This is a genomic window from Vibrio splendidus 12E03 (genome assembly GCF_000272105.2).
Taxonomy (GTDB): domain Bacteria; phylum Pseudomonadota; class Gammaproteobacteria; order Enterobacterales; family Vibrionaceae; genus Vibrio; species Vibrio splendidus_I.
The window spans coordinates 20,363-44,816 of record NZ_AJZD02000137.1; the positions used below are offsets into that span (position 1 = coordinate 20,363).

Sequence of the window (24,454 nt, forward strand, 5' to 3'; positions counted from 1 at the left end):
TATAAGTTGCTAACCGATTGAATTTAGGGCTGCATTAAATGCAGCCCTTTTTTATATATTGCGCTCACCAGCCACAAATATGACTGCTTATTTAAGCGTCGATTAAGGCTAAAACTGAACCAAAAGCGACTAACGTTCCCAGAAAAGAAAAACCAACAACATCAAAGTGCCAAGGAACATTCTGAACCAAGGGAGCTCTTTTTTTGTTTGCTGCTCTTCGTCTTGGCATTTCTTATCTTTATTACAGCATCCCATTATCAAAACTCCTCATTGCTAACTCTCTGTTTTGCAGCCATTATAAACTCAGAACGCAAATATAGAGACCATTACCGTGTCAGAAAAACTCAAAATCAATACCAGCCACTGGGTGATCATCATCGCCCTACTCGCGGCGGCTTATGCTTGTTACCTACTTATCGAGCCATACGTTAACTCTATCGTGATGGCCTTTATCATTTCACTATTGATGTTCCCAATCCATGAGTGGCTTGAAAAAAAGCTACCGAATAAAGAAAACATCGTCTCTCTGCTGTCTTGTGTGATTCTGACTTTCATTATTGTTATCCCTTTATTGGCAGTATTCGCAGCAATTGTTCAGCAAGGTTCTCTGTTCTCTCAGAATACTTACCAATGGGTGACCCAAGGTGGCATTCAGACTCTGTTTGCTCACCCGTTAGTGGTCAAAGCGCTATCATTTGTGAATAACTACCTGCCTTTCGACAACATTGAGCCCCAAGCCATCGCACAAAAAGTCGGTGAGTTTGCGACCAGCTTTGGTTCTAAGCTAGTTGGTATCAGTGCGAAAATCTTAGGTGACGCGACCAATTTCTTGATGGATTTCTTCTTGATGCTGTTCGTTTTGTTCTTCTTATTAAGAGATCACGACAAAATCATCAGTGTGGTTCGTCATATTCTGCCGCTGTCTCGTAGCCAAGAAGACAAACTTCTAACAGAGATAGAGCAAGTATCTAAATCAGCAGTAATGGGCTCATTCTTAACTGCCATCGCGCAAGGTTTTGCTGGCGGTTTAGGTATGTGGATTGCCGGTTTCCCAGGTCTATTCTGGGGCACCATGATGGGCTTTGCCTCTTTCATCCCAGTTGTGGGGACCGCATTAATCTGGATTCCAGCAGCAACTTACTTGTTCCTAACGGGTGATACCACGTGGGCGATTTTCCTAACGGTTTACTGTGTAGCGATTGTTGGTTCAATTGATAACTTGCTACGTCCACTGCTAATGCAAGGCAGTGCAGGCATGAATACCCTAATGATCTTCTTCTCACTATTGGGCGGTATTCAACTGTTTGGCCTAATTGGTCTTATCTACGGCCCACTGATTTTTGCGATTACCATTGTCCTTTTCAACATCTACGATGAAGAGTTTAAGGACTTTTTAAACCAGCAAGACAAGAGTTAATCAACGGTTCGACAACTTGGTTGCCGAACGAGTATTAAACACTTCAAGCTTTGGGCGGATTATGCGAAAATCCGCCCTCATTTTTTGCTAACGATTCAACAGAGTGTCCTATGTCAGCTTATATTGCCCCAAGCCAGATTGCTCAACGCCAACTCGCCTACTTTGAAGGCAAACATGTTTTAGTTGCCGGTGAGGCAGAAGACTTGTTCCCTGTTGAGTTAGCGAAGCATTGTGAATCTGTCTCTGTGTTTACTTCTAATTACAGCTACTACCGTCAATTAGAAGGCTGCAACACCATCCAACGTTTTTATGGTGCGGAGTTTACCGAAGAGACCAAAGCCGACTTAGTGATGCTGTACTGGCCAAAAGCCAAAGCGGAAGCGGAATTTCTGTTGGCGATGCTATTTGCCAAGCTAGGCAAAGATACCGAGATCGTCGTGGTTGGTGAAAACCGTTCAGGCGTGAAAAGCATCGAGAAGATGTTTGCTCCTTACGGCAAAGTTGTTAAATACGATTCAGCGCGTCGTTGCTCTTTCTACTGGGGTCAATGCTTCGAGCAACCACAAGCGTTCAACCTACAAGACTGGTTTAAAACCTACACGGTTAACATTGATGAACAACCTCTGACGGTAAAAAGCCTTCCTGGCGTCTTCAGTCACGGTCAATTCGATGTCGGTAGCCAACTTCTGCTGGATACTCTGCCAAAACTAAAAGGCAAGGTACTGGATTTTGGCTGTGGTGCAGGCGTACTGGGCGCGGTAATGGCATCTCGTAATCCTGATATCGAGTTAGAAATGTGCGACATCAGTGCATTTGCAGTGGCATCAAGCCAAGCAACGCTAGAAGCGAATGGTTTAACGGGTAAAGTCTTCGCGTCAGATGTCTATTCTGATACTGCACAAGACTACCAGTTCATCATCAGTAACCCACCATTCCATTCAGGTTTAGACACTAGCTACAGCGCGACTGAGACCTTACTTGTTCAGGCTCCTAAGCATTTGAAGCGTTCTGGTGAGATGATTATTGTTGCGAACAGTTTCTTAAAATACATTCCAATTATTGAACAAGCGTTTGGAAAATGCGCGACTCTAAATAAGACCACTAAATTCGCGATCTATCACGCAAACAAATAACCTCTTTAGTACAGCGCAGGGTCATTATCTGCGCTGTCTGTTCATATTTTTGTCAAAACTCTATAAAAATGAGCTTTTGCACACGCTTTAAATACCACTTACTTGTCAAAGTAAAAAAACTCGTTAATTTCGTTAAATTGGAACCCGTTAATTCTATTCTCTGTACTTGTTTTCGCCCCTTTTAGCAGTACATCAAAGGAAAGTAGTACCCAATTTATGTTTAGATTCTATCGTAAGCAGAAGTTTAAGCGCCTTCAAAATACCCTAATGCTGGCATTTCTTGTCCTCAGTATTACCCCAGTGACACTTATCGCGATATTTTTCCTCCAATCGCACAGTCAGGATCTTCAGGAACAAAGCACCTCACACCTTGTTTCGGTTCGTGATACTAAGCAACAGCAAATTGTCGATTACCTACAAGCTCAAGAATCCCAAGTGATGGGCTTTGTTCGCTCAGAATTGGCCAATGCCAGTGGCGGGCGATTTTATGGTTTGATCAATGCATTCCAACGATTGGGGTTAGATATTGACGAGGCTCGCGGTAATGCGCAGCAGCGCTACATTCAGGGGTCTGGCGATCAAATCAAAACGTCGATTCTTCCAGAGTCCAGCAGCTTTATTGGCAGCGAGCGTTATCGCCTACTCCACAAGCGCTACCATAATGCTTACCTAGAGCTGCTTAAACGCTCCGATTTTGACGATATTCTATTGGTTGATATCAATGGTAACGTCGCTTACTCCGTCTTTAAAAATGACGATTACGGCACTAACTTGCTGACTGGTAAATACAAAGACTCAAACCTAGGCGTTACCTTTCAACGACTAGCCAAAGACGTAACCGACCGACGCAAATCTAACGAAGATTACACGCCGGTTATCGTTTCTGACTTTAAAGACGAGAATGGCAAACAGACCGCATGGTTAGGTGCACCTATTGTTCAACAAGGCTACCTACACAGTTACGCCATGTTTAGGCTGCCAATCAACGGCATTACTAAGCTGATTGCGGATCTCAACAAGAGTTCGAACATTCAAACGCTGCTTGTGGGTGATGATCACCTGCCTCGTAGCCTTGCCCATTCACAAGAATCAATCAACTTGAGCTTAGATGTTGTCGATAAAGCATTGGCTGGTGAAACGGAGGTTGGCACCTTCGATAACACCCTAGATCAAGCTATCATCGCGGCATATACGCCAATTGAGCTGAAATACGCAACATGGGCTTTAGTGGTTGAACTACCAGAGAAAGAGGCGTTTGCCCGTATTCATCAGTTAGAAAAGATCTTCGTGATCGTGATGCTAACCGCGATCATTCTCGTAGTCGTTGCATCGCACTATCTGTCTAACTTCATCACATCCCCACTACTTAAACTGACGTGGGCTGCCGAGAAAGTATCGGCGGGTGATCTTGATGAGACGATGATCAACACCGAACGTAAAGATGAGATCGGTCGCTTGGCAGTCAGCTTTGAACGAATGCAACGCTCTATTCGAGAAAAGATGCAGCTCATAAAAAGCCAAAACGATGAACTTGAGGACAACCTTAAGACCATTCAAAAGCAAAACGAAGAGTTGCAACTGGCCAACAAACTTAAAGATGAGTTCTTAGCGACTACTTCACATGAGTTGAGAACACCACTGCATGGCATGGTGGGTATTGCTGAAGCGTTGATATCTGGAGCGAACGGTCCTATTCCGGCTAATCAGAAGTATCAGTTGGATATCATCATCAATAGTGGTCAGAGATTGGCGACCTTGGTCGATGATCTGCTTGATTATCACAAGATGCGCTATGGCAGCTTAGATATTAAGAAATCCGCGGTTGATTTGTCGGCAGCCACCAGCTTGGTCCTAGAGTTGTCTCATCACCTATTGGGCAATAAGCCAATCCGTATTATTAACCAAGTCCCAAGTGATTTAGGTCTGGTTTCATCGGATCCTCAACGACTTGAGCAAGTGATGTATAACTTGGTCGGCAATGCCATCAAGTACACCTCGGAAGGTAAAATTGTTATCTCTGCCAGCGTTATCGACGACAACATTCGTGTACAAGTTGTCGATACTGGCCAAGGTATACCGGCCGAGTACCTTGAGCACATCTTTGAGCCATTAATTCAAGCTGGCCAAGATGCGAGTAACTACCGCCAAGGTGCAGGGCTTGGACTATCGATCAGCCGTCAGTTGATTGAGCTAATGGGTGGTTCACTGTACGTAAGTAGCCAACCAATGCTTGGCACTACGTTTAGCTTTACCCTACCTCTAGCGACTCAAGATGAGCTGGATAGTTACAACGAATCAGGTCACTACTCACACTTCCAAGCGCCCGATTTAATAGATAACAGCCAACAAGAAAACAGCGTTATCAGTGAAAACCCAGATGGCCCGTTACTGGTTATCGCCGATGATGAGCCGGTTAACCTGCGAGTATTAGACAGCTTCTTGAAGTTAGAAGGTTATCGAGTACGTACTGCATGTGACGGTCCTGAAACCATTGAACTCATTGAGAAAGAGAAGCCAGAGCTGCTTCTGCTCGATATCATGATGCCAGGAATGAGCGGCTATCAAGTGTGTGAATCGCTGCGTAAGCAATATGACCACGCACAATTGCCAATCATCATGCTGACGGCACTCAACCAAGCAGAAGACCGTGTACGCGGTTTCGAAGCAGGTGCCAATGATTATTTATCTAAGCCGTTCAACAAACAGGAACTGGCTGCGCGAATTACGGCTCACTTATCAGCAAGTAAAGCCGAGCAGAGACGCCTTGAGAATGACCAATTGCAACTTGAGCTCAAACACCGAGCTATGGTTGAAGCTAACCTGCTAGAAACTCAAGGACGTTTGCTAGAACAGTTAGAGTCGGATCCAGAAGCCATCATCTGTATTCGTGATAACCAACGTATTCGCTTTGCCAACGAAGCGGCAGCGAAACTGTTTAGGCGTGGGCAAGAACAACTTAAGCGCTCTATGGCCGACGAGATCATTGCACCTAAATATCTTAAGGTGGAACAAGCGCATTACTGTGGTGATATTGATATCTATATAGATGACACACGTCAGCGTATACCGAGTGATATTCTTAAGTTACCTGAAGGTTCAGGGCTCGACACCATGTATATCTTTAATGTTGGTGGTGGTGTTAACTCAAACCGAATCAATAACCTTGAGACTGCAGTAGAGGCACTTTCAAGCTATGCTTTTGAAGGCGACAAAGATAAGTTACAACAGCTTAAGGAACTTGGCGGTGAATTTACTCGCCTTGCAGACAAGGCAACCGGTGAAGGTAAAAACAAACAAGAGTTGATGCGTGAGGTACTGGTCGATGCCATGACTAATGCCATCATCTACTGGGAATCGGTGACTGGTGAAACCAAGTTTGCTTTTGCAGAGAAGAGTGGCTTATGGCGCGTTTACTTAGACCGAAGTACCCTTCAGACTCGAACACTAGATAAATACCTACGCGTAGAAACCCTACCGAAAACACCTCGCTGGCGAACGGTACTGAGCTCTATCGAATTCATACTTGAACACTGTAAAGAACAGACGCCAGAGAGGACGCACATTGAGATGCTAAGGGATAAACTACAGAAACTATTGACCAGTTAAACCTGAACCAATGCCTCCTTATTAGCCCACCTAGCGTGGGCTTTTTTGTGGATATCATTCACAATCAAAGCACAATAACGTCCATTCAAATGCACTTCTTTTACGGCATTAAACAAGCAAAATGACACGTTACTCAAGCTTAAACAATCACCAGTTCAATCGCTATTTGGAAGCTTATTCTTGGCTGAATTTCACAGTTCTCCGACTCTTTGTTGCAGTTTGAGAAGCGAGTCACAACAGAACGGCAGATTTAATTTTCTAGGGAAATTTAACGTAAAAAGAGCAAGTGACCAAGATCTACAATTACATTAAAACAGAACAAGGCTATATAATTAAAAGAACAAAAAGTGAGTAAGCACTAACATTTAATTACCAACACAAATTCAATTGCGAGTCACATCACCCTAACAATTGCGCGCAAAAAACCATCAAACCGCCCATTTTTGACGTTACTGACGTGGAGTTGGATGTTTTTAACGTTTTTGACGGGAAACGAGTTTGATTAATTCATCGATAAGGTGTTTTCTTACTCCTGCCAAAGGCCTACAGGCCACTCTTACCACTTCTCAGAATCAACGATGAATCTGGAGCAACGAAGAAGAGGTAGGCCTTTAACCAGAGTGTGTATCTACTAAACAATTTAGCGACAGATAACATTCAATCCATTAGTGAAATGAAAGCAAATAGTAAGGAACAGCTATGCTTGCCAATATAAAAAAAACAGCAATAGCAACAGCAATTATTGCAACTGCTACAACAGGTTTTGCATCAGTAGCAACAGCTGCAGAACGCAGTGAACTGACCGTTCACCCGAAAGAGTACACTACATTCGTACGTAACTTTAACCCGTACCTTGGTGCTACTAACCTACATACTACAACTGACTTCATGTATGAGCCGCTAGTAGTATTTAACGAAATGCACGGTAACACTCCAGTGTTCCGTCTAGCTGAAAACTTCAAGATGTCAGATGATCTGATGAGCGTTGTTTTCGACATTCGTAAGGGTGTTAAATGGTCTGACGGAGAAACTTTCTCTGCTGATGATGTTGTTTTTTCTTTCAACCTTGTAAAAGAGAAGCCAGAGCTTGACCAATCTGGTATCAACTCTTGGGTAACTTCTGTAGAAAAACTAAACGACAACCAAGTTAAGTTCACACTAACAGAAGCAAACTCAAACGTACCTTACGAGATTGCTAAAGTACCTGTAGTACCTAAGCACATCTGGAAAGACGTTAAAGATCCATCAACGTTTACCAATGAGAACCCGGTAGGTTCTGGTCCATTTACAGAAATCGATACGTTTACAGCGCAGCTATACATCCAGTGTGCAAACCCGAACTACTGGGATGCAGACAACCTAGATGTTGACTGTCTACGTGTTCCACAAATTGCGAACAACGACCAATTCCTAGGTAAAGTTGTAAACAGTGAAATGGACTGGACGTCTTCTTTCGTTCCAGATATCGATCGTACATACGCAGCAGCTAGCCCTAAACACCACTACTGGTACCCGCCAGCAGGCACACAGGCATTCATCGTTAACTTCAAGCACCCTGATGCTGCGAAGCATGAAGCATTGAGCAACGTTGACTTCCGTCGTGCTTTCTCTATGGCTCTTGACCGTCAAACTATCATCGACATCGCATTCTACGGTGGCGGTACTGTGAACGATTTCGCATCGGGTCTTGGCTACGCGTTTGAAGCTTGGTCTGATGAAAAAACTCACGACAAGTACAAAGGCTTCAACACTTACAACGCTGAAGGCGCGAAGAAGCTTCTTGCTGACGCTGGCTTCAAAGATGTAAACAAAGATGGTTTTGTTGACACTCCATCAGGTAAGTCTTTCGAACTAATGATTCAATCGCCAAACGGCTGGACTGACTTCAACAACACAGTTCAACTAGCGGTAGAACAGCTAAACGAAATCGGTATTAAAGCAAAAGCTCGTACACCAGACTTCTCTGTTTACAACCAAGCAATGCTTGAAGGTACATACGACGTAGCATACACAAACTACTTCCACGGTGCGGATCCATACACGTACTGGAACAGTGCTTACAACTCATCACTACAATCTGGTGATGGTATGCCTCGTTTCGCAATGCACTTCTACAAAAACGACAAGCTAGATGGTCTTCTAAACAGCTTCTATAAAACAGCTGATAAGAACGAGCAGCTAGATATTGCACACGGTATCCAGCAAATCATCGCTGCAGACCAAGTGACAATCCCTGTGATGTCTGGTGCTTACATGTACCAATACAACACAACTCGCTTCACTGGTTGGTGGAACGAAGAAAATCCAAAAGGCCGTCCAAACATTTGGGCTGGTATTCCAGAGCGTCTACTTCATGTACTGGACCTAAAACCAGTTAAATAAGTAATCGTTCAATCCTTGCGGCGTAACCTCTTACGCCGCTTATAAAAATCCCCACACTCTCAATTGAAAGTATGGCGCTAGTCGTCAGGGGATTTTTCGTTCCAAATTTCGCTAGGAGCGACCTGAATCCAGAAACAGGGAAACAATCTGGGTGAGTAAGGTGTGAGTTATGGGTTATTTTTTAAGACGTTTGTCATTTTATTTTGTCGCGCTATTAGTTGCTGCGACGTTAAACTTTATTATTCCAAGAGCAATGCCTGGTGACCCAGTTACCATGATGTTTGCGAACGCTTCTGTACAAGTTACTCCAGAGCGTATTGCTGCAATGAAAGAACTATTAGGCTTCGTTGATGGCGGTCTACTGGTTCAATACGTAGCGTACATGAAGAACATTCTTAGCTGGGAGCTAGGTACATCAATTCAATTCTACCCACTTTCTGTAAACACACTGTTGGGTGGAGCATTCGGTTGGTCGCTTTTCTTAGCCGGCACCGCAGTTATTCTTTCTTTCTCGATTGGTTCAATCCTAGGTATTTTCGCAGCGTGGAAACGCGGCAGTAAGTACGATGCCTTCGTAACTCCAGGGATGCTGATTCTACAAGCCGTTCCTCAAGTTGTTATCGCAATGATTGCACTATTTACCTTTGCAATTGGTTTGAAGTGGTTCCCAACCGGTTATGCCTACACCGCAGGTACTATGCCTGACTGGACAAGCTGGGCATTCATTAAAGATGTCGCTTACCACGCCTTCTTACCACTGTTCTGTGCTTCTGTTGTTCAAATTGGTGGCTTCCTAGTAAACATGCGTAACAACATGATCAACCTACTAGCCGAAGACTACATCACCATGGCGAAAGGCAAAGGCCTAAGCGAAAACCGAGTGGTATTCAACTACGCAGCTCGTAACGCGATGCTACCTAGTGTGACAGCCCTTTCAATGTCGCTAGGTATGGCAATCGGTGGTCAGTTAATTATCGAAATCATCTTTAACTACCCAGGTCTGGGCAGCGTACTTTTCAACGCAATTAACGCTCGTGACTACCAAGTACTGCAAGGTCAGCTGCTTATCATGACGCTATTCATGCTGTTCTTTAACCTAGTTGCAGACATGCTTTACGTTGTTCTTGACCCTCGTCTTCGTAAGGGTGGTAAATAATCATGAAAGACTTTCTAAAACTCATTTGGCGTAACCCGATGGCCCTAACAGGCGTCATCATCCTAAGTATCTTTATTCTTGGCGCGATTGCAGCTCCATTGATCACCAAACATGTACCAGACAAGCGTACAGGCAACCCACACGAATACCCTGGTTTCGTGGTGAAGTCTGCACAAACTAACCCTGATGGCTGGGTTGCTCAAAACCTAGCAGATGACCGTCGTACACTGATCATGTCTAAAAAGGCAGACCACGTACTAGGTACAACTCGTATGGGTCGTGATGTTTGGTCTCAAGTGGTATACGGCGCACGCGTATCTCTTGCTGTAGGTTTTGGTGCGGGTCTAACCGTATGTTTACTCGCAACTGTTATTGGTGTTTCTGCAGGTTACTTCGGTGGCCGTGTCGATGACGTTCTAACCGCCGCAATGAACATCATGCTGGTAATCCCTCAATACCCATTACTGTTCGTAGTAGCAGCCTTTATCGGTGAGGCAGGGCCACTCACCATAACCTTGGTTATCGGCTTTATGTCCTGGGCTTGGGGTGCCCGTGTTGTTCGCTCCCAGACCTTAGCACTGCGTGAAAAAGAGTTTGTAAAAGCCGCTGAAGTTTTGGGTGAATCTTCATTCCGTATCATCTTCGTAGAGATTCTGCCAAACCTTATCTCTATCGTTGGCGCAAGCTTCATTGGTTCGGTGATGTACGCAATCATGATGGAAGCAACCATCTCGTTCCTAGGTCTTGGTGACCCGAACACAATCAGCTGGGGCATCATGCTTTACAACGTTCAAACCTCTTCATCAATGCTGATTGGCGCTTGGTGGGAACTGTTGGCTCCTTGTATCGCATTGACACTACTTGTAACTGGCCTTGCTCTACTTAACTTCGCTGTCGATGAAATTGCTAACCCGCAACTGCGTTCTCACAAAGGCATGAAGCGTTGGAAAAAACTAGCAGCTCAAGACAAAGAAGAACGTGAACCAGAACTACCACCACAAAATGCACTTTGGAGCGGAGATAAATAATCATGTCTGAACCACTAATTTCTATCCGCAACTTATGCGTAGATTACATCACAGAGTCTGGCGATGTTCGTGCGTGTAACAACGTAAGTTTCGATATCGCTCCGGGTGAAGTATTCGGCCTAGCTGGTGAATCTGGCTGTGGTAAATCAACGGTCGCTTTCTCTCTTATGCGTCTTCATAAGCCGCCCGCTTACATCAGTGGTGGTGAGGTTATCTTCAACGGTGAGAACATCCTTGAATACAGTGATGACCGTATGCAGGCGTTCCGTTGGAGCGAGATGTCGATGGTATTTCAGAGTGCTATGAACGCACTCAATCCTGTACTACCGATGGAAGAGCAGTTCTGTGACGTAATCATGCGTCACACGAACATGACTCGTGAACAAGCTAAGCAGCGTGCTGAAGGTCTACTTGAAATCGTAGATATTCACCCAAGCCGATTGAGTGACTACCCTCACCAATTCTCTGGCGGCATGCGTCAACGTTTGGTTATCGCTATCGCGCTAGCACTGAATCCAAAGCTGATAATTATGGATGAGCCGACAACTGCACTTGATGTGGTTGTGCAACGCGAAATCCTGCAAAAGATCTACGCACTGAAAGAAGAATTTGGCTTCTCAATTCTGTTCATCACCCATGACTTGTCGTTGATGGTCGAGTTCTCTGACCGCATCGGCATCATGTACTCAGGTGAGCTAATCGAAGTGGCTAACTCACAAGATATCCTAGAAAACCCTTACCACCCTTACACCAAAGGGCTGGGAAGTTCTTTCCCTCCACTGACAGGGCCAAAGACAAAGTTGACAGGTATTCCAGGCAACCCTCTGAACTTATTAGAAATTCCTGAAGGGTGTCGTTTCCAAGCTCGTTGCGACCGTGTACATGAAACGTGTACTAAGGTGCCAACTAAGCTGCGTTCTATCGACCCTGGGCATTTGTCTAACTGCCACCTGTACGGTGACCCAATAGTACAAAGGAAGCTATAGCTTGCACGCTGACTCAGCGTGAATAACGAACAGGGCGGCTCGACCGCCTAAAACAAGCAAAGCGAATAAGGATTCTGGAGACAATTATGAGCAAAGATTTCGGTCAATTATTGGTAGAAGGCAAGAATGTTGTAAAAGACTTCCCAATAAGCAGTACCACCATTCAAACCCCGATGATGCGTGCGATTAACGACGTGTCATTCAAGATGTACAAAAGCCGCGGCTTAGCAGTGGTTGGCGAGTCTGGTTCAGGCAAATCAACAACCGCCAAAATGATCGCAAAAATGTACGCGCCTTCAGGCGGTACGATCGAATACAAAGGCCGTGATATCCAAGAGATCTCGAGCAGAAAAGATCTTATGCATTACCGTGAAGGTGTGCAGATGGTATGGCAAGACCCGTTTGGTTCTCTGAACCCAACACATAACATCTTCCACCACATTGCTCGACCACTGTTGATCCACAAGAAAGTATCTCCGGGCAACAAGAGAGAATTAGAAGAGCGTGTCTACGATCTTTTAGAGCAAGTAGGTCTAATTCCGCCAAAAGAGACGGCGAAAAAGTACCCTCACCAACTGTCTGGTGGTCAGCGTCAACGTGTAAACCTAGCCCGCAATATCGCGGTAGGAGCAGAAGTTGTCCTAGCCGATGAGCCAACCTCAATGCTTGATGTATCGATTCGTGCGGGTGTTTTGAACCTGATGGAAGAGATGAAGTTTGAGAAGCAAATGTCTCTGCTTTACATCACTCACGATATCGCAACTGCGCGTTATATCGCTGAAGATCTTTCAGTAATGTACGTAGGACACATGGTGGAATGGGGTGATACCGATGACGTTATTGCTAACCCTCAACACCCTTACACTCAGCTACTGGTTTCGGCAGTGCCAGATCCTAAGAAATCAATCCACGATCAACTTGCTGGTAACAAAGGTGAGATTCCTCTTTGGACACCTGTATCAGCAGGCTGCCCATTTGCAGGCCGTTGTACCCACGCAATGGACAAGTGTAAAGAGCAACTTCCTGGAGTGACTCAATTAGCAGAGAACCACTTTGTACGTTGTTACCTACACGAAAGCTAAACAATAAGACCTAAGTTAGGGTCTGCGGGCCCTAACTAATTATATCCAAAACATTCAAGTACCTAGCCAATAGAAACTAGGACTGTCGGAGAATATTGATGCTGTTATTGACCAACCATATTGGCTATGAGTCCACAGGCCCCAAGCAAGCTATCTTACAAACTAAGAAAGCTCGCCTCTCTAGCACAACGGCTCTACTCGTCTGTGCAGACAACCATATGACTGTCGGAAGTTTTGATGTGGTTAAACAAGGCCGCGTAGCAAATTGGCATCAAGGGCAATTCTTCACTATCGATTTCAGTTCAGTGACTGAATCTGGTCGCTACTACCTGCGCTTTGACAACCTGCGTTCAGAAGTGTTTGAGATTGGCTGCAACCTATTAATGAATCAAACATTTTCTGATGTGCTTCATTACTTTAAGTCACAGCGCTGTGGCGGTATTTTCGACAAAAAAGATCGACAAGCACAAATTCTAGGTACCGACAGATACGTCGATGTCCACGGTGGATGGTATGACGCATCAGGTGATGTCAGTAAATATTTTAGCCACTTGTCTTACGGCAACTACCTAAACCCACAACAAATTCCAATGGTGGTTTGGAACATGCTAAAAAGCGTACGCTTGACTAGCCATAATCCAGACTTCCCGAAATTCTCCATGACACGCCTAACGGAAGAGGCGCTTTTCGGTGCTGACTTTTTGGTGCGAATGCAAGACGCTGACGGATACTTCTACATGACGGTATTCGACAAATGGAGCAAAGATATCAATCAGCGCGATATCTGCGCTTATGCGACTCAAGACGGTCATAAATCAACGGATTTACAAGCTGGCTATCGACAAGGTGCCGGCGTTGCTATCGCAGCATTAGCCGCAGCCTCTGAGCTTGAAGTCTCAGGCTGCTACTCTAGCCACACCTACCTTGAAACGGCGGTTAAGGGTTACTGGCATCTAAAAGAGTACAACCTCCAGTATCTAAACGATGGTGAAGAGAACATCATCGATGAGTATTGCGCCCTAATCGCAGCCAATGAGCTGTATCGCGTAACACAAGACCAGCAATACCTAACAGAAGCAAGAATTTGGGCGACTCGTTTAATCTCTCGCCAACAGTCAGATAATTCATTTGAGAACTTCTGGTCTGCAAATTCTGATGGCTCTCGCCCATACTTTCATGCAGCTGAAGCCGGTCTTCCTGTGATTGCACTATGTGAATACATCGACAACGAAACCGATGCTGAATTAAAAGAACAGGCGCGCACAGTTGTTGAACAAGCTTGTCAGTTCGAAATCAACATCACCGACAAGGTCACCAACCCATTCGGCTACCCAAGACAGTACGTTAAATCTGTCGATGGTGATAAACGTGATGCCTTCTTCGTCGCTCAACAGAACGAGACAGGTTACTGGTGGCAAGGTGAAAATGCTCGCCTTGGTTCACTCGCAACCATGGCTTACCTAGTTCAACCGCACATTAAAGATAGCGAACAGCAAAAGCGTTTAATCCAGCTTTCACAAAATAGCCTTGATTGGATCTTGGGCCTCAACCCATACCACATGTGCATGCTCGATGGTCATGGCCATAACAACCCAGACTACCTACCTCAGCTTGGTTTCTTCAATGCCAAAGGAGGTATCTGTAATGGCATCACGGCTGGGTTCGAAGACGAACAAGACATCGCATTCAATCCGCCAGCTCAAAAAGACGACATGCTTCAAAACTGGCGTTGGGGTGAACAATGGATCCCTCACGGCGCTTGGTTCCTATTGGCAACCGCTGCGCAATTCAACTACCTAGCACAGCGTAAGGAGCAATAATTATGACGCTTTACTACGTAGGTATTGATGGTGGAGGCACGTCTTGTCGCGCTCGTATTCGTGATGACCAAGGCAAGCTGATTGGTGAAGCAAAAAGTGGCAGTGCCAACATCCTATTAGGCGTGGATGTTGCGATGAACTCTATTGTTGATGCTATTACAAAAGCGGCACAACAAGGGCAACTTAACTCTAACGATTTTTCTAATATGCATGTTGGCCTAGCATTGGCTGGCGCTGAGCAAAAATCAGTATGGTTCGACTTCATGGCTCAACCACACCCTTTCGCAAGTGTGACGCTAAATACCGATGCTTATGGCGCTTGCATTGGTGCTCACAACGGCCAAAACGGCGCAATCATGATTGGTGGTACGGGTTCTTGTGGAATCTACCTAAAAGACGGCGAGCAACATGTGGTTGGCGGTCGTGAATTCCCGATTTCAGATCAAGGTGGTGGCGCAGTGATGGGACTTCGCTTAATTCAACAAGTCCTGCTTGCAGAAGACGGTATTCGCAACAAGACACCACTGACTCAACACGTGATGAACCATTTTGGCAATGATGTTGATGCCATCGTCGAATGGTCAAAAGGTGCTATTCCAAAAGACTACGGTCAGTTCTCACCTGTCATTTTTCAACTCGCTAACGAAGGCGATGAGCTAGCTATCGAGATGCTCAAACAAACCGCTGCTGATATCGAAATGTTTGTGTTAGCACTGCATCGCAAAGGCGCTGACAAGGTGTGCTTAATGGGAAGTATCGCAGAGCGTATTCTCAACTGGTTATCACCACCGGTACAACAATGGATCGTTAAACCTCAATTCGACGCTATTGAAGGCGCATTGATGTTTGCGGGTAAATCACAACACAACTTGTATCAACAGGCTTAGCAGGGAAGTTATATGAATTACCGCATCGACTTAGCTGTTCTTTCTGAACAAAAAAATAACTGCCGATTTGGCCTTACGGTACATAACTTAAGTGATCTTGATGTAACTGATTGGTCACTGCATTTTGCGTTTGACCGATTCATCCTTCAGGAGAGTTTATCGCAGGGTGAACTTACTCAAGTTGGTAGTTTTTGTTCGTTCAAACCAAGTTCGCCAGTGTTAAAGGCGAATAACCATTACTACCTTGAATTCAGCATTCAAAGCGCCCCATTCCGTTTCTATTCTGACGGCCTAAATGATGCTTTTATCCAAACGCATCACCAAGGTGAAACATCGGTACTGCCTGTCGCAATATCACCAATTGTTCTGGCTTCACCATACCGTGAACGCAATCAGATACCTGAAGTGAACGCTGCTGAGATTGCATTAATTCCTCAACCGAATCAGATCGAATTTCAGCAAGGTAGTTTCGCGCTAAGTAGCTTCGCGCTAAATAACGACTGCAGAATTGAAGTTCAATCTCATCTTGCTGATAAGGCAGTCTCTTGGTTCCAGCAAGAATTGCTATTGACCTTTGAGTTGTCTCTTTCGAACGCGCTTTCAGCTGAGCTTTCAAAAGACGAAAGCGGCGACATTCTATTTCGCAGCAACCCGACGTTAGATGAAGCCGAATACAAACTCCGCATTACTGAACAACAGATAATTATTGAATCAGGCAGCCAGTCTGGCTTTGTACACGCTGTGGCAAGTTTGATTCAATTGGTTCAACAACAGGATGCCGAAAACTTCTCTGTACCATGTTGCCAAATAGCCGACCAACCTCGTTTCAAATACCGCGGCATGATGTTGGACTGCGCTCGTCACTTCCACTCAGTGGAGCAAGTGAAGCGTTTAATCAACCAACTTGCACACTACAAATTCAACGTTTTTCATTGGCACCTAACCGATGATGAAGGTTGGAGAATCGAGATTAAGAGCCTGCCTCAATTAACTGAAATTGGCGCTTGGCGTGGTCCTGATCATGCATTAGAACCGCAATACACCCACATTTCCGAGAACTATGGTGGCTTCTACACACAGCAACAGATTCGCGAAGTCATTGAATACGCAGAACAGCGCAGCATCACGGTAATCCCTGAGATTGATATCCCAGGGCACTGCCGCGCCGCCATCAAATCACTGCCTGAAATGCTGGTAGAGCAAGCAGATACCACTCAATACAAGAGCATTCAGCACTACAACGACAACGTGCTAAACCCAGGTTTACCAGGCACTTATCAATTTCTAGATGCGGTTATTGAAGAAGTCGCAGAGCTATTCCCTAGCGAATTGATTCACATGGGCGCAGACGAAGTACCACCGGGCGTGTGGACTAACAGCCCTGCTGCTCAAGCTCTGATGAAAGAGCACCAGTACCAAGACAGCAAAGACTTGCAAGGTCACCTATTCCGCTATGCCGAAAACAAACTCAAGCAACTCGGCAAACGCATGGTCGGCTGGGAAGAAGCACAGCACGGCAACAAAGTCAGTAAAGAGACCATCATCTACTCGTGGCTCAGTGAAGAAGCTGCAGTGAATTGCGCTCGCCAAGGCTTTGATGTGGTGCTGCAACCGGCACAATTTACCTATCTCGACATGACCCAAGATTATGCACCGGAAGAACCGGGCGTAGATTGGGCTGCCGTTATCCCATTAGAACAAGCTTATACCTACGAAGCGCTTGCTGAAATATCCGACACCGACCGAATTCGTAAGCGGATCCGCGGAATTCAGTGTGCTCTATGGTGTGAGATCGTCACCAACCAAAAGCGTATGGATTACATGGTATTCCCAAGAATTAGCGCTTTAGCTGAAGGATGTTGGACACATAAAAACAACCGAAACTGGCTAGATTACCTATCTCGCCTAAAGGGGCATCTGCCATTACTCGACAGACTCAATGTTGATTATCGCAACCCTTGGAAAGCTCAATAAAACAAACCAAAGCGACACTCACATCGAGTGGTTGCTGACTCAAATTAAGGTGCTCAGTTAGATACGACTCAGCATCACTATTTAAAAATTAGCTGCATAGATGCAGTTTGTTAAAAAGGAAATGACAATGAAATACGGCTATTTCGATAACGACAATCGCGAATACGTCATCACTCGCCCTGATGTACCAGCACCTTGGACAAACTACCTAGGTACTGAAAAGTTTTGTACCGTGATTTCGCACAATGCGGGCGGTTACTCGTTCTACAATTCTCCGGAATACAACCGTGTTACTAAGTTCCGTCCAAACGGCACCTTTGACCGTCCTGGACACTATGTGTACCTGCGTGATGATGAGACAGGTGATTACTGGTCTATCTCTTGGCAGCCAGTGGCAAAGAGCCTAGATGAAGCGAATTACGAAGTTCGTCACGGGTTGTCATATTCAAAGTTCAAATGTGAATACAGCGGTATTACAGCGACCAAAACGCTATTCGTACCTAAGGGTGAAGATGCAGAAGTTTGGGACGTTGTATTAAAGAACAACACTGATAAGCCTCGTACTATCAGCACTTTCTCGTTTGTTGAGTTCTCTTTCAGCCACATTCAATCAGACAATCAAAACCATCAGATGTCTCTGTACTCTGCTGGCACGTCTTACCAAGAAGGTGTTCTGGAATACGACCTGTACTACAACACTAATGACTTTGAAGGCTTCTACTACCTAGCTTCAACTTTCTCACCAGACAGCTACGATGGCCAACGTGACAACTTCCTTGGCATGTACCGTGATGAAGCAAATCCAATTGCGGTTGAAAACGGTAAGTGTTCTAACAGCGCTCAAACTTGTTACAACCATTGTGGTTCTCTGCACAAGCAATTTACGATTCAACCCGGTGAAGAAGTTCGCTTTGCGTATGTACTCGGTATCGGTAAAGGCAACGGTGAACGCCTACGTGAGAAGTACCAAGACACAGCAAACGTAGACGCCGCTTTCCAAGGCATCAAAGATCACTGGGACGAGCGTTGCAACAAATTCCAAGTTAAGTCGCCAAACGAAGGCTTAGACACAATGATCAACACGTGGACGCTGTACCAAGCAGAAACCTGTGTGGTTTGGTCACGCTTTGCATCATTCATCGAAGTTGGCGGTCGTACTGGTCTTGGTTACCGTGATACGGCGCAAGATGCTATTTCAGTACCTCATGCCAACCCACAAATGACCAAGAAGCGTATTATCGACCTGCTTCGCGGACAAGTGAAAGCGGGCTACGGTCTACACTTGTTCGATCCAGACTGGTTCGATCCAGAGAAAGCCGACGTTGAGCCATCAAAATCACCAACGGTTGTTCCAACACCGTCAGATGACGACAAGATCCACGGCATTGAAGACACATGTTCTGATGACCACCTATGGATCGTTCCGACCATCATCAAGTACGTGATGGAAACCGGTGAACACGACTTCTTCGATGAAGTGATTCCATACGCAGACGGTGGCGAGGCGACAGTTTACGAACACATGAAAGCGGCACTGAACTTCTCTGCTGAATACGTGGGTCAAACGGGTATCTGTAAAGGTCTTCGTGCTGACTGGAATGACTGTTTGAACCTAGGTGGCGGTGAATCTTCAATGGTTTCATTCCTACACTTCTGGGCGCTACAAGAATTCCTAGATCTTGCTAAGTTCCGCAATAACGATGCTGACGTTGCGAAATACACAGAAATGGCAGCTAACGTTCGCGAAGCGTGTGAAACGCACCTTTGGGATAACGAAGGCGGCTGGTACATCCGTGGTCTGACTAAAAATGGCGACAAGATCGGTACCGCTCAACAAGCTGAAGGCCGTGTGCACCTTGAGTCAAACACGCTAGCAGTTCTATCTGGTGCTGTTTCTCAAGAACGCGGTGAGAAAGCGATGGACGCTGTTGATGAGAACCTTTTCTCTGAATACGGCCTACACCTAAACTCTCCTTCATTTGCAACACCAAACGATGATATCGGCTTCGTAACTCGCGTTTACCAAGGCGTAAAAGAGAACGGCGCAATCTTCTCTCACCCTAACCCGTGGGCCTGGGTGGCAGAAGCGAAACTAGGTCGTGGTGACCGCGCGATGAAGTTCTACGACGCACTGAACCCTTACAACCAAAACGACATGATTGAAACGCGTTACGCAGAACCATACTCGTACGTGCAGTTCATCATGGGTAAAGATCACCAAGACCATGGTCGTGCAAACCACCCTTGGTTAACGGGTACCTCTGGTTGGGCTTACTTCGCGGTAACCAACTTCATTCTTGGTGTTCGTACAGGCTTTGAAGGCTTAACGGTTGATCCTTGTATCCCGACTGACTGGCCAGAGTTCGAGGTTACTCGTCAATGGCGTGGCGCAACTTACAACATCACAGTGCAAAACCCGAATGCAGTAAGCAAAGGCGTTGCCTCTATCACTATCAATGGTGAGTCAGTTGAAGGCGCCATCCCAGTACAAGCAGAAGGCAGCGTGAACGATGTTGTCGTTGTTCTAGGCTAGTCACGCAATTTAACGAACAGCTCTTGTCTCAAGTCTTTACAGGCTTGAGACAATGAGACTAAAAGGATTTTCTAATGATTAAATTTGGTACAGGTGGCTGGCGCGCTTTCATTGGTGAGGAGTTCACTAGAGAGAACGTTCGCTTGGTAGCGCAAGCACTCGCTAACATCATCAACAACGAAGATGCAGCCAAGAATGGGTTTGTAATCGGCTATGACCGCCGCTTCCTTTCAGATAAAGCCGCATGCTGGTTTGCAGAAGTACTTGCGGCGAACAACATCAAAGTAAGCTTCATCGATAAATTCGTTCCAACTCCTATCGTAATGTTCCAAGCGAAAGAGATGGGCTGCACCTACTCGGCATGTATTACCGCTTCTCACAACCCCGCTGATTACAATGGTATTAAGGTGTTCATTGAAGGCGGCCGCGATGCCGATGAGATCATCACAGAGAAGATCGAACAGCAAATCGCAACCCTAACCAACGAAGATGTTATTCGTGTCGATTTCGAACAAGCGTTGAATGACAAAGAGATCGAGATCATCAACCCGATGAACGCCTTTGTTGATTCCATCATTAATGCCATCGATATTGAATCGATCAAGAAAGCGAACCTACGCGTACTGATCGACCCAATGTTTGGTGTGGCGAAAAACGCTCTGCAAACGGTTCTTATCAACGGTCGTTGTGATGTCGACGTCATCAACGATGGCAAAAACCCAGATTTTGGTGGCTTAATGCCGTCGCCAAATGCTGCAACGCTCTATCGCTTGAAGCACTTAGTTGCAGCAGAAGGCTATGACATTGGTATTGGTACTGATGGCGATGCCGACCGTTTGGGGATCATCGATGAGAAAGGTCACTTCATTCATCCTAACGAAGTACTACTCCTACTTTACTACTACTTGCTGGAATACAAAGGCTGGAAGGGCTCTGTCGTTCGTAACATCGCAACCACACATCTACTGGATAAAGTGGCGGCAGATCATGGTGAGAAGAGCTTTGAGGTTCCTGTAGGCTTTAAGCATATCAGCTCGCAAATGGAGGCCGATGACTCTCTGATTGGTGGCGAAAGTTCGGGTGGTTTAACCATTCGTGGTCACATCAAAGGTAAGGATGGCGTATTTGCTTCAAGCTTACTGGTTGAGATGATCAGTGTGACAGGCAAGAAGCTGTCTGAATTACTTGATGAGATTTACTCTAAATATGGCTATGCCTACACCGCGGAAGGCGATTGTAAGTTTAAACCTTCAGAGAAAGAAGCGCTCTACACTAAGATCTACGTCGAGAAGCAACTGCCTGAATTTGAATACGAAATTGAAAGAGTCAGCTATGAAGATGGTGCCAAGGTGTACTTCAAGAATGGCGGCTGGGTAATTGCTCGATTCTCAGGAACAGAGCCGTTACTACGAATCTTCGCAGAAATGGAAGATAAAGACACTGCAGAACGTGTTCTTCAAAAAGTGAAAGACTTCCTCTCTCTATAGGCTTATAGAGTGCAGCAGTTTTGTATGGGACTTAACAAATCACTGCCTTGTTAAAGCCTATAAGTGAAGAACTCTTGCCCAGTACTTTGATTGAAGTGCTGGGCTTTTTTATCGCGATTCTTGTAACGATTAGTATCGCGTTATATCTCTTTAAAAAGCCAATACGCCTTTGGTATCCACTTTTACGTTGACCGGCATACCAACTTCAAGCGCTTCTGACGAGGTTGCTAATAACTTCTGACCATGCGCTTCGATTACATAACGACAGTGATCGCCCATAAACTGCTGTTCTAGCACTGAAATAGCGCTGTCTTGCTCATAACTTGCTTGGATCTGCTGCGGTCTTAGTAACAACGAACATTCCGATCCCACTTCAATCTGAGTTTGTGCTTTCGCTTCTATCAGGCCTAAGCTTGTTTCAAATTCATTTCCTGAAATACGCTGCGCATTGAGATAGCTACCGCCGCCCAAAAAGTCTGCAACGAACTTACTCGAAGGGTGGAAATACAACTCAGAGGCCGAACCATATTGTTCAATCACACCATGGTTCATTACTGCCATCTTATCTGCAAACGCGAACGCTTCTTCGCGGCTGTGAGTTACGAAAATAGCTGTCACACCCTGCTTCTTAAAGATCTTACGAATTTGAGAAATCAGCTCATGACGAACCTGAGTATCGATGTTCGAGAACGGTTCATCCAATAGCAGTAAATCAGGCTTGTATGCCAAAGATCGGGCAATCGCAACACGCTGCTGTTGACCACCAGAAAGTTGATGCGGGTATCGGTCACCATACTCATCTAAGTGAACCAACTCTAACATCTCTTGAACTTTCTCTTTCTTTTTCTGCTCTGAGAGTTCTTTTAGTCCAAAGCCAACGTTCTGGTTGACCGTCAGGTGCGGGAACAGAGCGTAGTCTTGGAAAATCATACCGATATTTCGTTGCTCCGGTGGCAACCAATTATCACCATCATCGATGGTTTGACAGTTCAAACTCATTACGCCGCTACTCAATGGAAGCAGGCCAGCAATCGCCTTAAGTAAGGTGGTTTTTCCGCAGCCACTTGCACCAAGAAGACAAACAATTTCACCATGCTCAACTTCTAACGAGAGCGCTTCCAAGATGGTTTGCGACTCATATTTACAAGTCAGATCTTTAATTGATAATGCACAACTCATTAGTGTTTCTGCTCCAAGGAACGGTTTACGATAATCAGAGGAATTAAACCTACTAACACCAGTAATACAGCAGGCATCGCCGCCAATTCGAGGTGCTCATCTGAGGCATAGTTATAAACATAGGTCGCTAATGTTTCGAAGTTGAAAGGACGCAGCAGCAATGCCGCATTTAGCTCTTTCATTGATTCGATAAACACCAATAAACCGGCGATCAGCGCGCCGCGTTTAATCAAAGGTAAATGAACACGACGTAACATCTGGTTGGTATTGCAACCCATGGTTTTAGAAGCCATATCCAATGAAGGAGATACTTTACTCAAGCTACTTTCAATACTGCCAATCGCCACCGCAGAAAAACGCACCACCATGGCAAAGATAAGCGCAAACATAGAGCCAGAGAAAATCAGCCCCGGACGTCCCCACTCCATCACTTTAGCAATATCATTAACTAAATGATCCATGAACAGCACAGGCACCATCACACCAATCGCCAACACTGTGCCTGGAACAGCATAGCCCATCGAAGCAATACGCATGTAAGCCTGATTTTTCTTACTTGGGCTAACACGTTGATTAAAATTCACAATCATCGCAATGATAACGCCAATAATCGCCGCGACTACTGACACATAAAGGCTGTTAACCGCATACTCTCTGAATTCAGGCGTCCAGCTTTGCGCAAAGTATTTGTAGGCATAGATCATCAACTGACCGAGAGGAAACAAGAATGCAACGCACACTAATCCCCAACACCAGAACAGTGCCAACCATTTTTTCCAACCGGACAAGTCGTAGCGAAAGTCTTCACGACTGCTGAATTGATTCTGGAACAGTTTCTGTTTACGACGGCTATAGCGCTCTGAACTCAACAGTAGGATCACGATAACCAGCATAATTGCCGATATTTTCGCTGCAGCCGTTAAACTTGAGTAACCTAACCAGGTATCGTAAACCGCTGTCGTTAAGGTGTTGACTGCAAAGTAACTCACGGTACCAAAGTCACCGATGGTTTCCATTGCGACAAGCGATAGACCTACCGCCATAGAAGGACGAACAAGCGGTAAAGAAATACGACGAAAGCTTTCCCAAGGTGAACATTTTAGCAACCGAGCGGATTGCAATAAGGAGACGTTTTGCTCCATAAAGGCCGCGCGGCACAACAAGTAAACATACGGGTAAAGAACGAGGGACAGAACAATAATGGCGCCCGATAACGTTCTAATATCCGGGAACCAATACTCACCGGGTCCCCACCCAGTCAGATCTCGCAGTAACACTTGAACAGGGCCTGCAAAGTCGAACCAATCGGTAAAGATATACCCGACAATATAGCCTGGCATAGCTAATGGCAGTACCAGTGCCCACTGTAAAACACGCTCACCCGGCACACGGCACATTGCCATAATCCAAGCAGACGGAATACCAAAAACTAAAGACAGGAACATGGTTCCTATGACTAAAACCACCGTATTGTAAGCATAGGTGGGCATCACTGTGGACATCAGATGAGAAAATAGCTCATCTGTTTCTCCAACAGCCGTCGTAAAAATCGCTAAGATCGGTAAAACCAGCAATACTGCAATAATGCCGCTACTGGTGTTCCATAAATAATTCTTTTCTTTCATCGCCTAACTACAACGAGGCTTAATGAAACACAAATGCATTTGCAAATACATCTCATATCCTTTTAATGGTGGGGTTATTTATACCCATATACTGTAACGACTTCAAGGTGAGATGCTAATAACTCAAGGGATCAACGACGAGCTTTGTATCAAAAAGTG

At 45.4% G+C, this 24,454-nt stretch carries 15 protein-coding genes; 13 read left to right on the forward strand and 2 right to left on the reverse strand.

Going from position 1 to position 24,454, the window contains the following annotated elements; all coding sequences use genetic code 11:
* Positions 1 to 331 precede the first annotated feature (331 nt).
* The 13 genes from A142_RS10395 to A142_RS10455 all read left to right on the forward strand — a co-directional run bounded on the left by A142_RS10395 (position 332) and on the right by A142_RS10455 (position 21,491).
* Positions 332 to 1,417: an AI-2E family transporter gene (locus A142_RS10395; protein ID WP_019824361.1), complete on the forward strand. Its 1,086-nt coding sequence runs from the start codon at positions 332 to 334 to the stop codon at positions 1,415 to 1,417.
* Positions 1,418 to 1,527: 110 nt separating this feature from the next.
* On the forward strand, positions 1,528 to 2,550 hold the full coding sequence (gene rsmC / locus A142_RS10400) for a 16S rRNA (guanine(1207)-N(2))-methyltransferase RsmC (RefSeq protein ID WP_019824362.1): 1,023 nt from the start codon (positions 1,528 to 1,530) through the stop codon (positions 2,548 to 2,550).
* 216 nt (positions 2,551 to 2,766) lie between these two features.
* Entirely contained in the window at positions 2,767 to 6,156 is a 3,390-nt protein-coding gene (locus tag A142_RS10405) for a response regulator (protein WP_019824363.1), read from the forward strand.
* Positions 6,157 to 6,855: 699 nt separating this feature from the next.
* A complete protein-coding gene (locus tag A142_RS10410) occupies positions 6,856 to 8,538 on the forward strand; it encodes an ABC transporter substrate-binding protein (RefSeq protein WP_017056650.1) in 1,683 nt (560 codons plus the stop codon).
* 169 nt (positions 8,539 to 8,707) lie between these two features.
* The gene (locus A142_RS10415; protein ID WP_017633262.1) at positions 8,708 to 9,694 is read left to right on the forward strand and encodes an ABC transporter permease; all 987 of its coding nucleotides are present in this window, start codon (positions 8,708 to 8,710) and stop codon (positions 9,692 to 9,694) included.
* Positions 9,695 to 9,696: 2 nt separating this feature from the next.
* The gene (locus tag A142_RS10420; RefSeq protein ID WP_017056648.1) at positions 9,697 to 10,722 is read left to right on the forward strand and encodes an ABC transporter permease; all 1,026 of its coding nucleotides are present in this window, start codon (positions 9,697 to 9,699) and stop codon (positions 10,720 to 10,722) included.
* Positions 10,723 to 10,724: 2 nt separating this feature from the next.
* Positions 10,725 to 11,708: an ABC transporter ATP-binding protein gene (locus A142_RS10425; RefSeq protein ID WP_019824365.1), complete on the forward strand. Its 984-nt coding sequence runs from the start codon at positions 10,725 to 10,727 to the stop codon at positions 11,706 to 11,708.
* An 86-nt stretch (positions 11,709 to 11,794) separates the two neighbouring features.
* Positions 11,795 to 12,790: an ABC transporter ATP-binding protein gene (locus A142_RS10430; RefSeq protein WP_019824366.1), complete on the forward strand. Its 996-nt coding sequence runs from the start codon at positions 11,795 to 11,797 to the stop codon at positions 12,788 to 12,790.
* Between the two features lie 98 nt (positions 12,791 to 12,888).
* On the forward strand, positions 12,889 to 14,610 hold the full coding sequence (locus A142_RS10435; RefSeq protein WP_019824368.1) for a glycoside hydrolase family 9 protein: 1,722 nt from the start codon (positions 12,889 to 12,891) through the stop codon (positions 14,608 to 14,610).
* A gap of 2 nt (positions 14,611 to 14,612) precedes the next feature.
* Entirely contained in the window at positions 14,613 to 15,497 is an 885-nt protein-coding gene (locus A142_RS10440) for an N-acetylglucosamine kinase (protein ID WP_019824370.1), read from the forward strand.
* Positions 15,498 to 15,509: 12 nt separating this feature from the next.
* The gene (locus tag A142_RS10445) at positions 15,510 to 17,471 is read left to right on the forward strand and encodes a beta-N-acetylhexosaminidase (protein WP_019824372.1); all 1,962 of its coding nucleotides are present in this window, start codon (positions 15,510 to 15,512) and stop codon (positions 17,469 to 17,471) included.
* Positions 17,472 to 17,598: 127 nt separating this feature from the next.
* Positions 17,599 to 20,004 (forward strand): GH36-type glycosyl hydrolase domain-containing protein, encoded by a 2,406-nt coding sequence (locus A142_RS10450; protein ID WP_019824374.1) that lies wholly within the window; start codon positions 17,599 to 17,601, stop codon positions 20,002 to 20,004.
* Positions 20,005 to 20,078: 74 nt separating this feature from the next.
* Positions 20,079 to 21,491, forward strand: coding sequence for a phosphoglucomutase/phosphomannomutase family protein (locus A142_RS10455; protein ID WP_019824375.1), 1,413 nt, complete (start codon positions 20,079 to 20,081; stop codon positions 21,489 to 21,491).
* A gap of 150 nt (positions 21,492 to 21,641) precedes the next feature.
* Here A142_RS10455 and A142_RS10460 read toward each other — a convergent pair whose 3' ends face one another.
* Positions 21,642 to 22,670: an ABC transporter ATP-binding protein gene (locus A142_RS10460; RefSeq protein WP_019824376.1), complete on the reverse strand. Its 1,029-nt coding sequence runs from the start codon at positions 22,668 to 22,670 to the stop codon at positions 21,642 to 21,644.
* Entirely contained in the window at positions 22,670 to 24,295 is a 1,626-nt protein-coding gene (locus tag A142_RS10465) for an ABC transporter permease (protein ID WP_017084265.1), read from the reverse strand. The genes A142_RS10460 and A142_RS10465 overlap by 1 nt, the downstream gene beginning before the upstream one ends.
* Positions 24,296 to 24,454 lie beyond the last annotated feature (159 nt).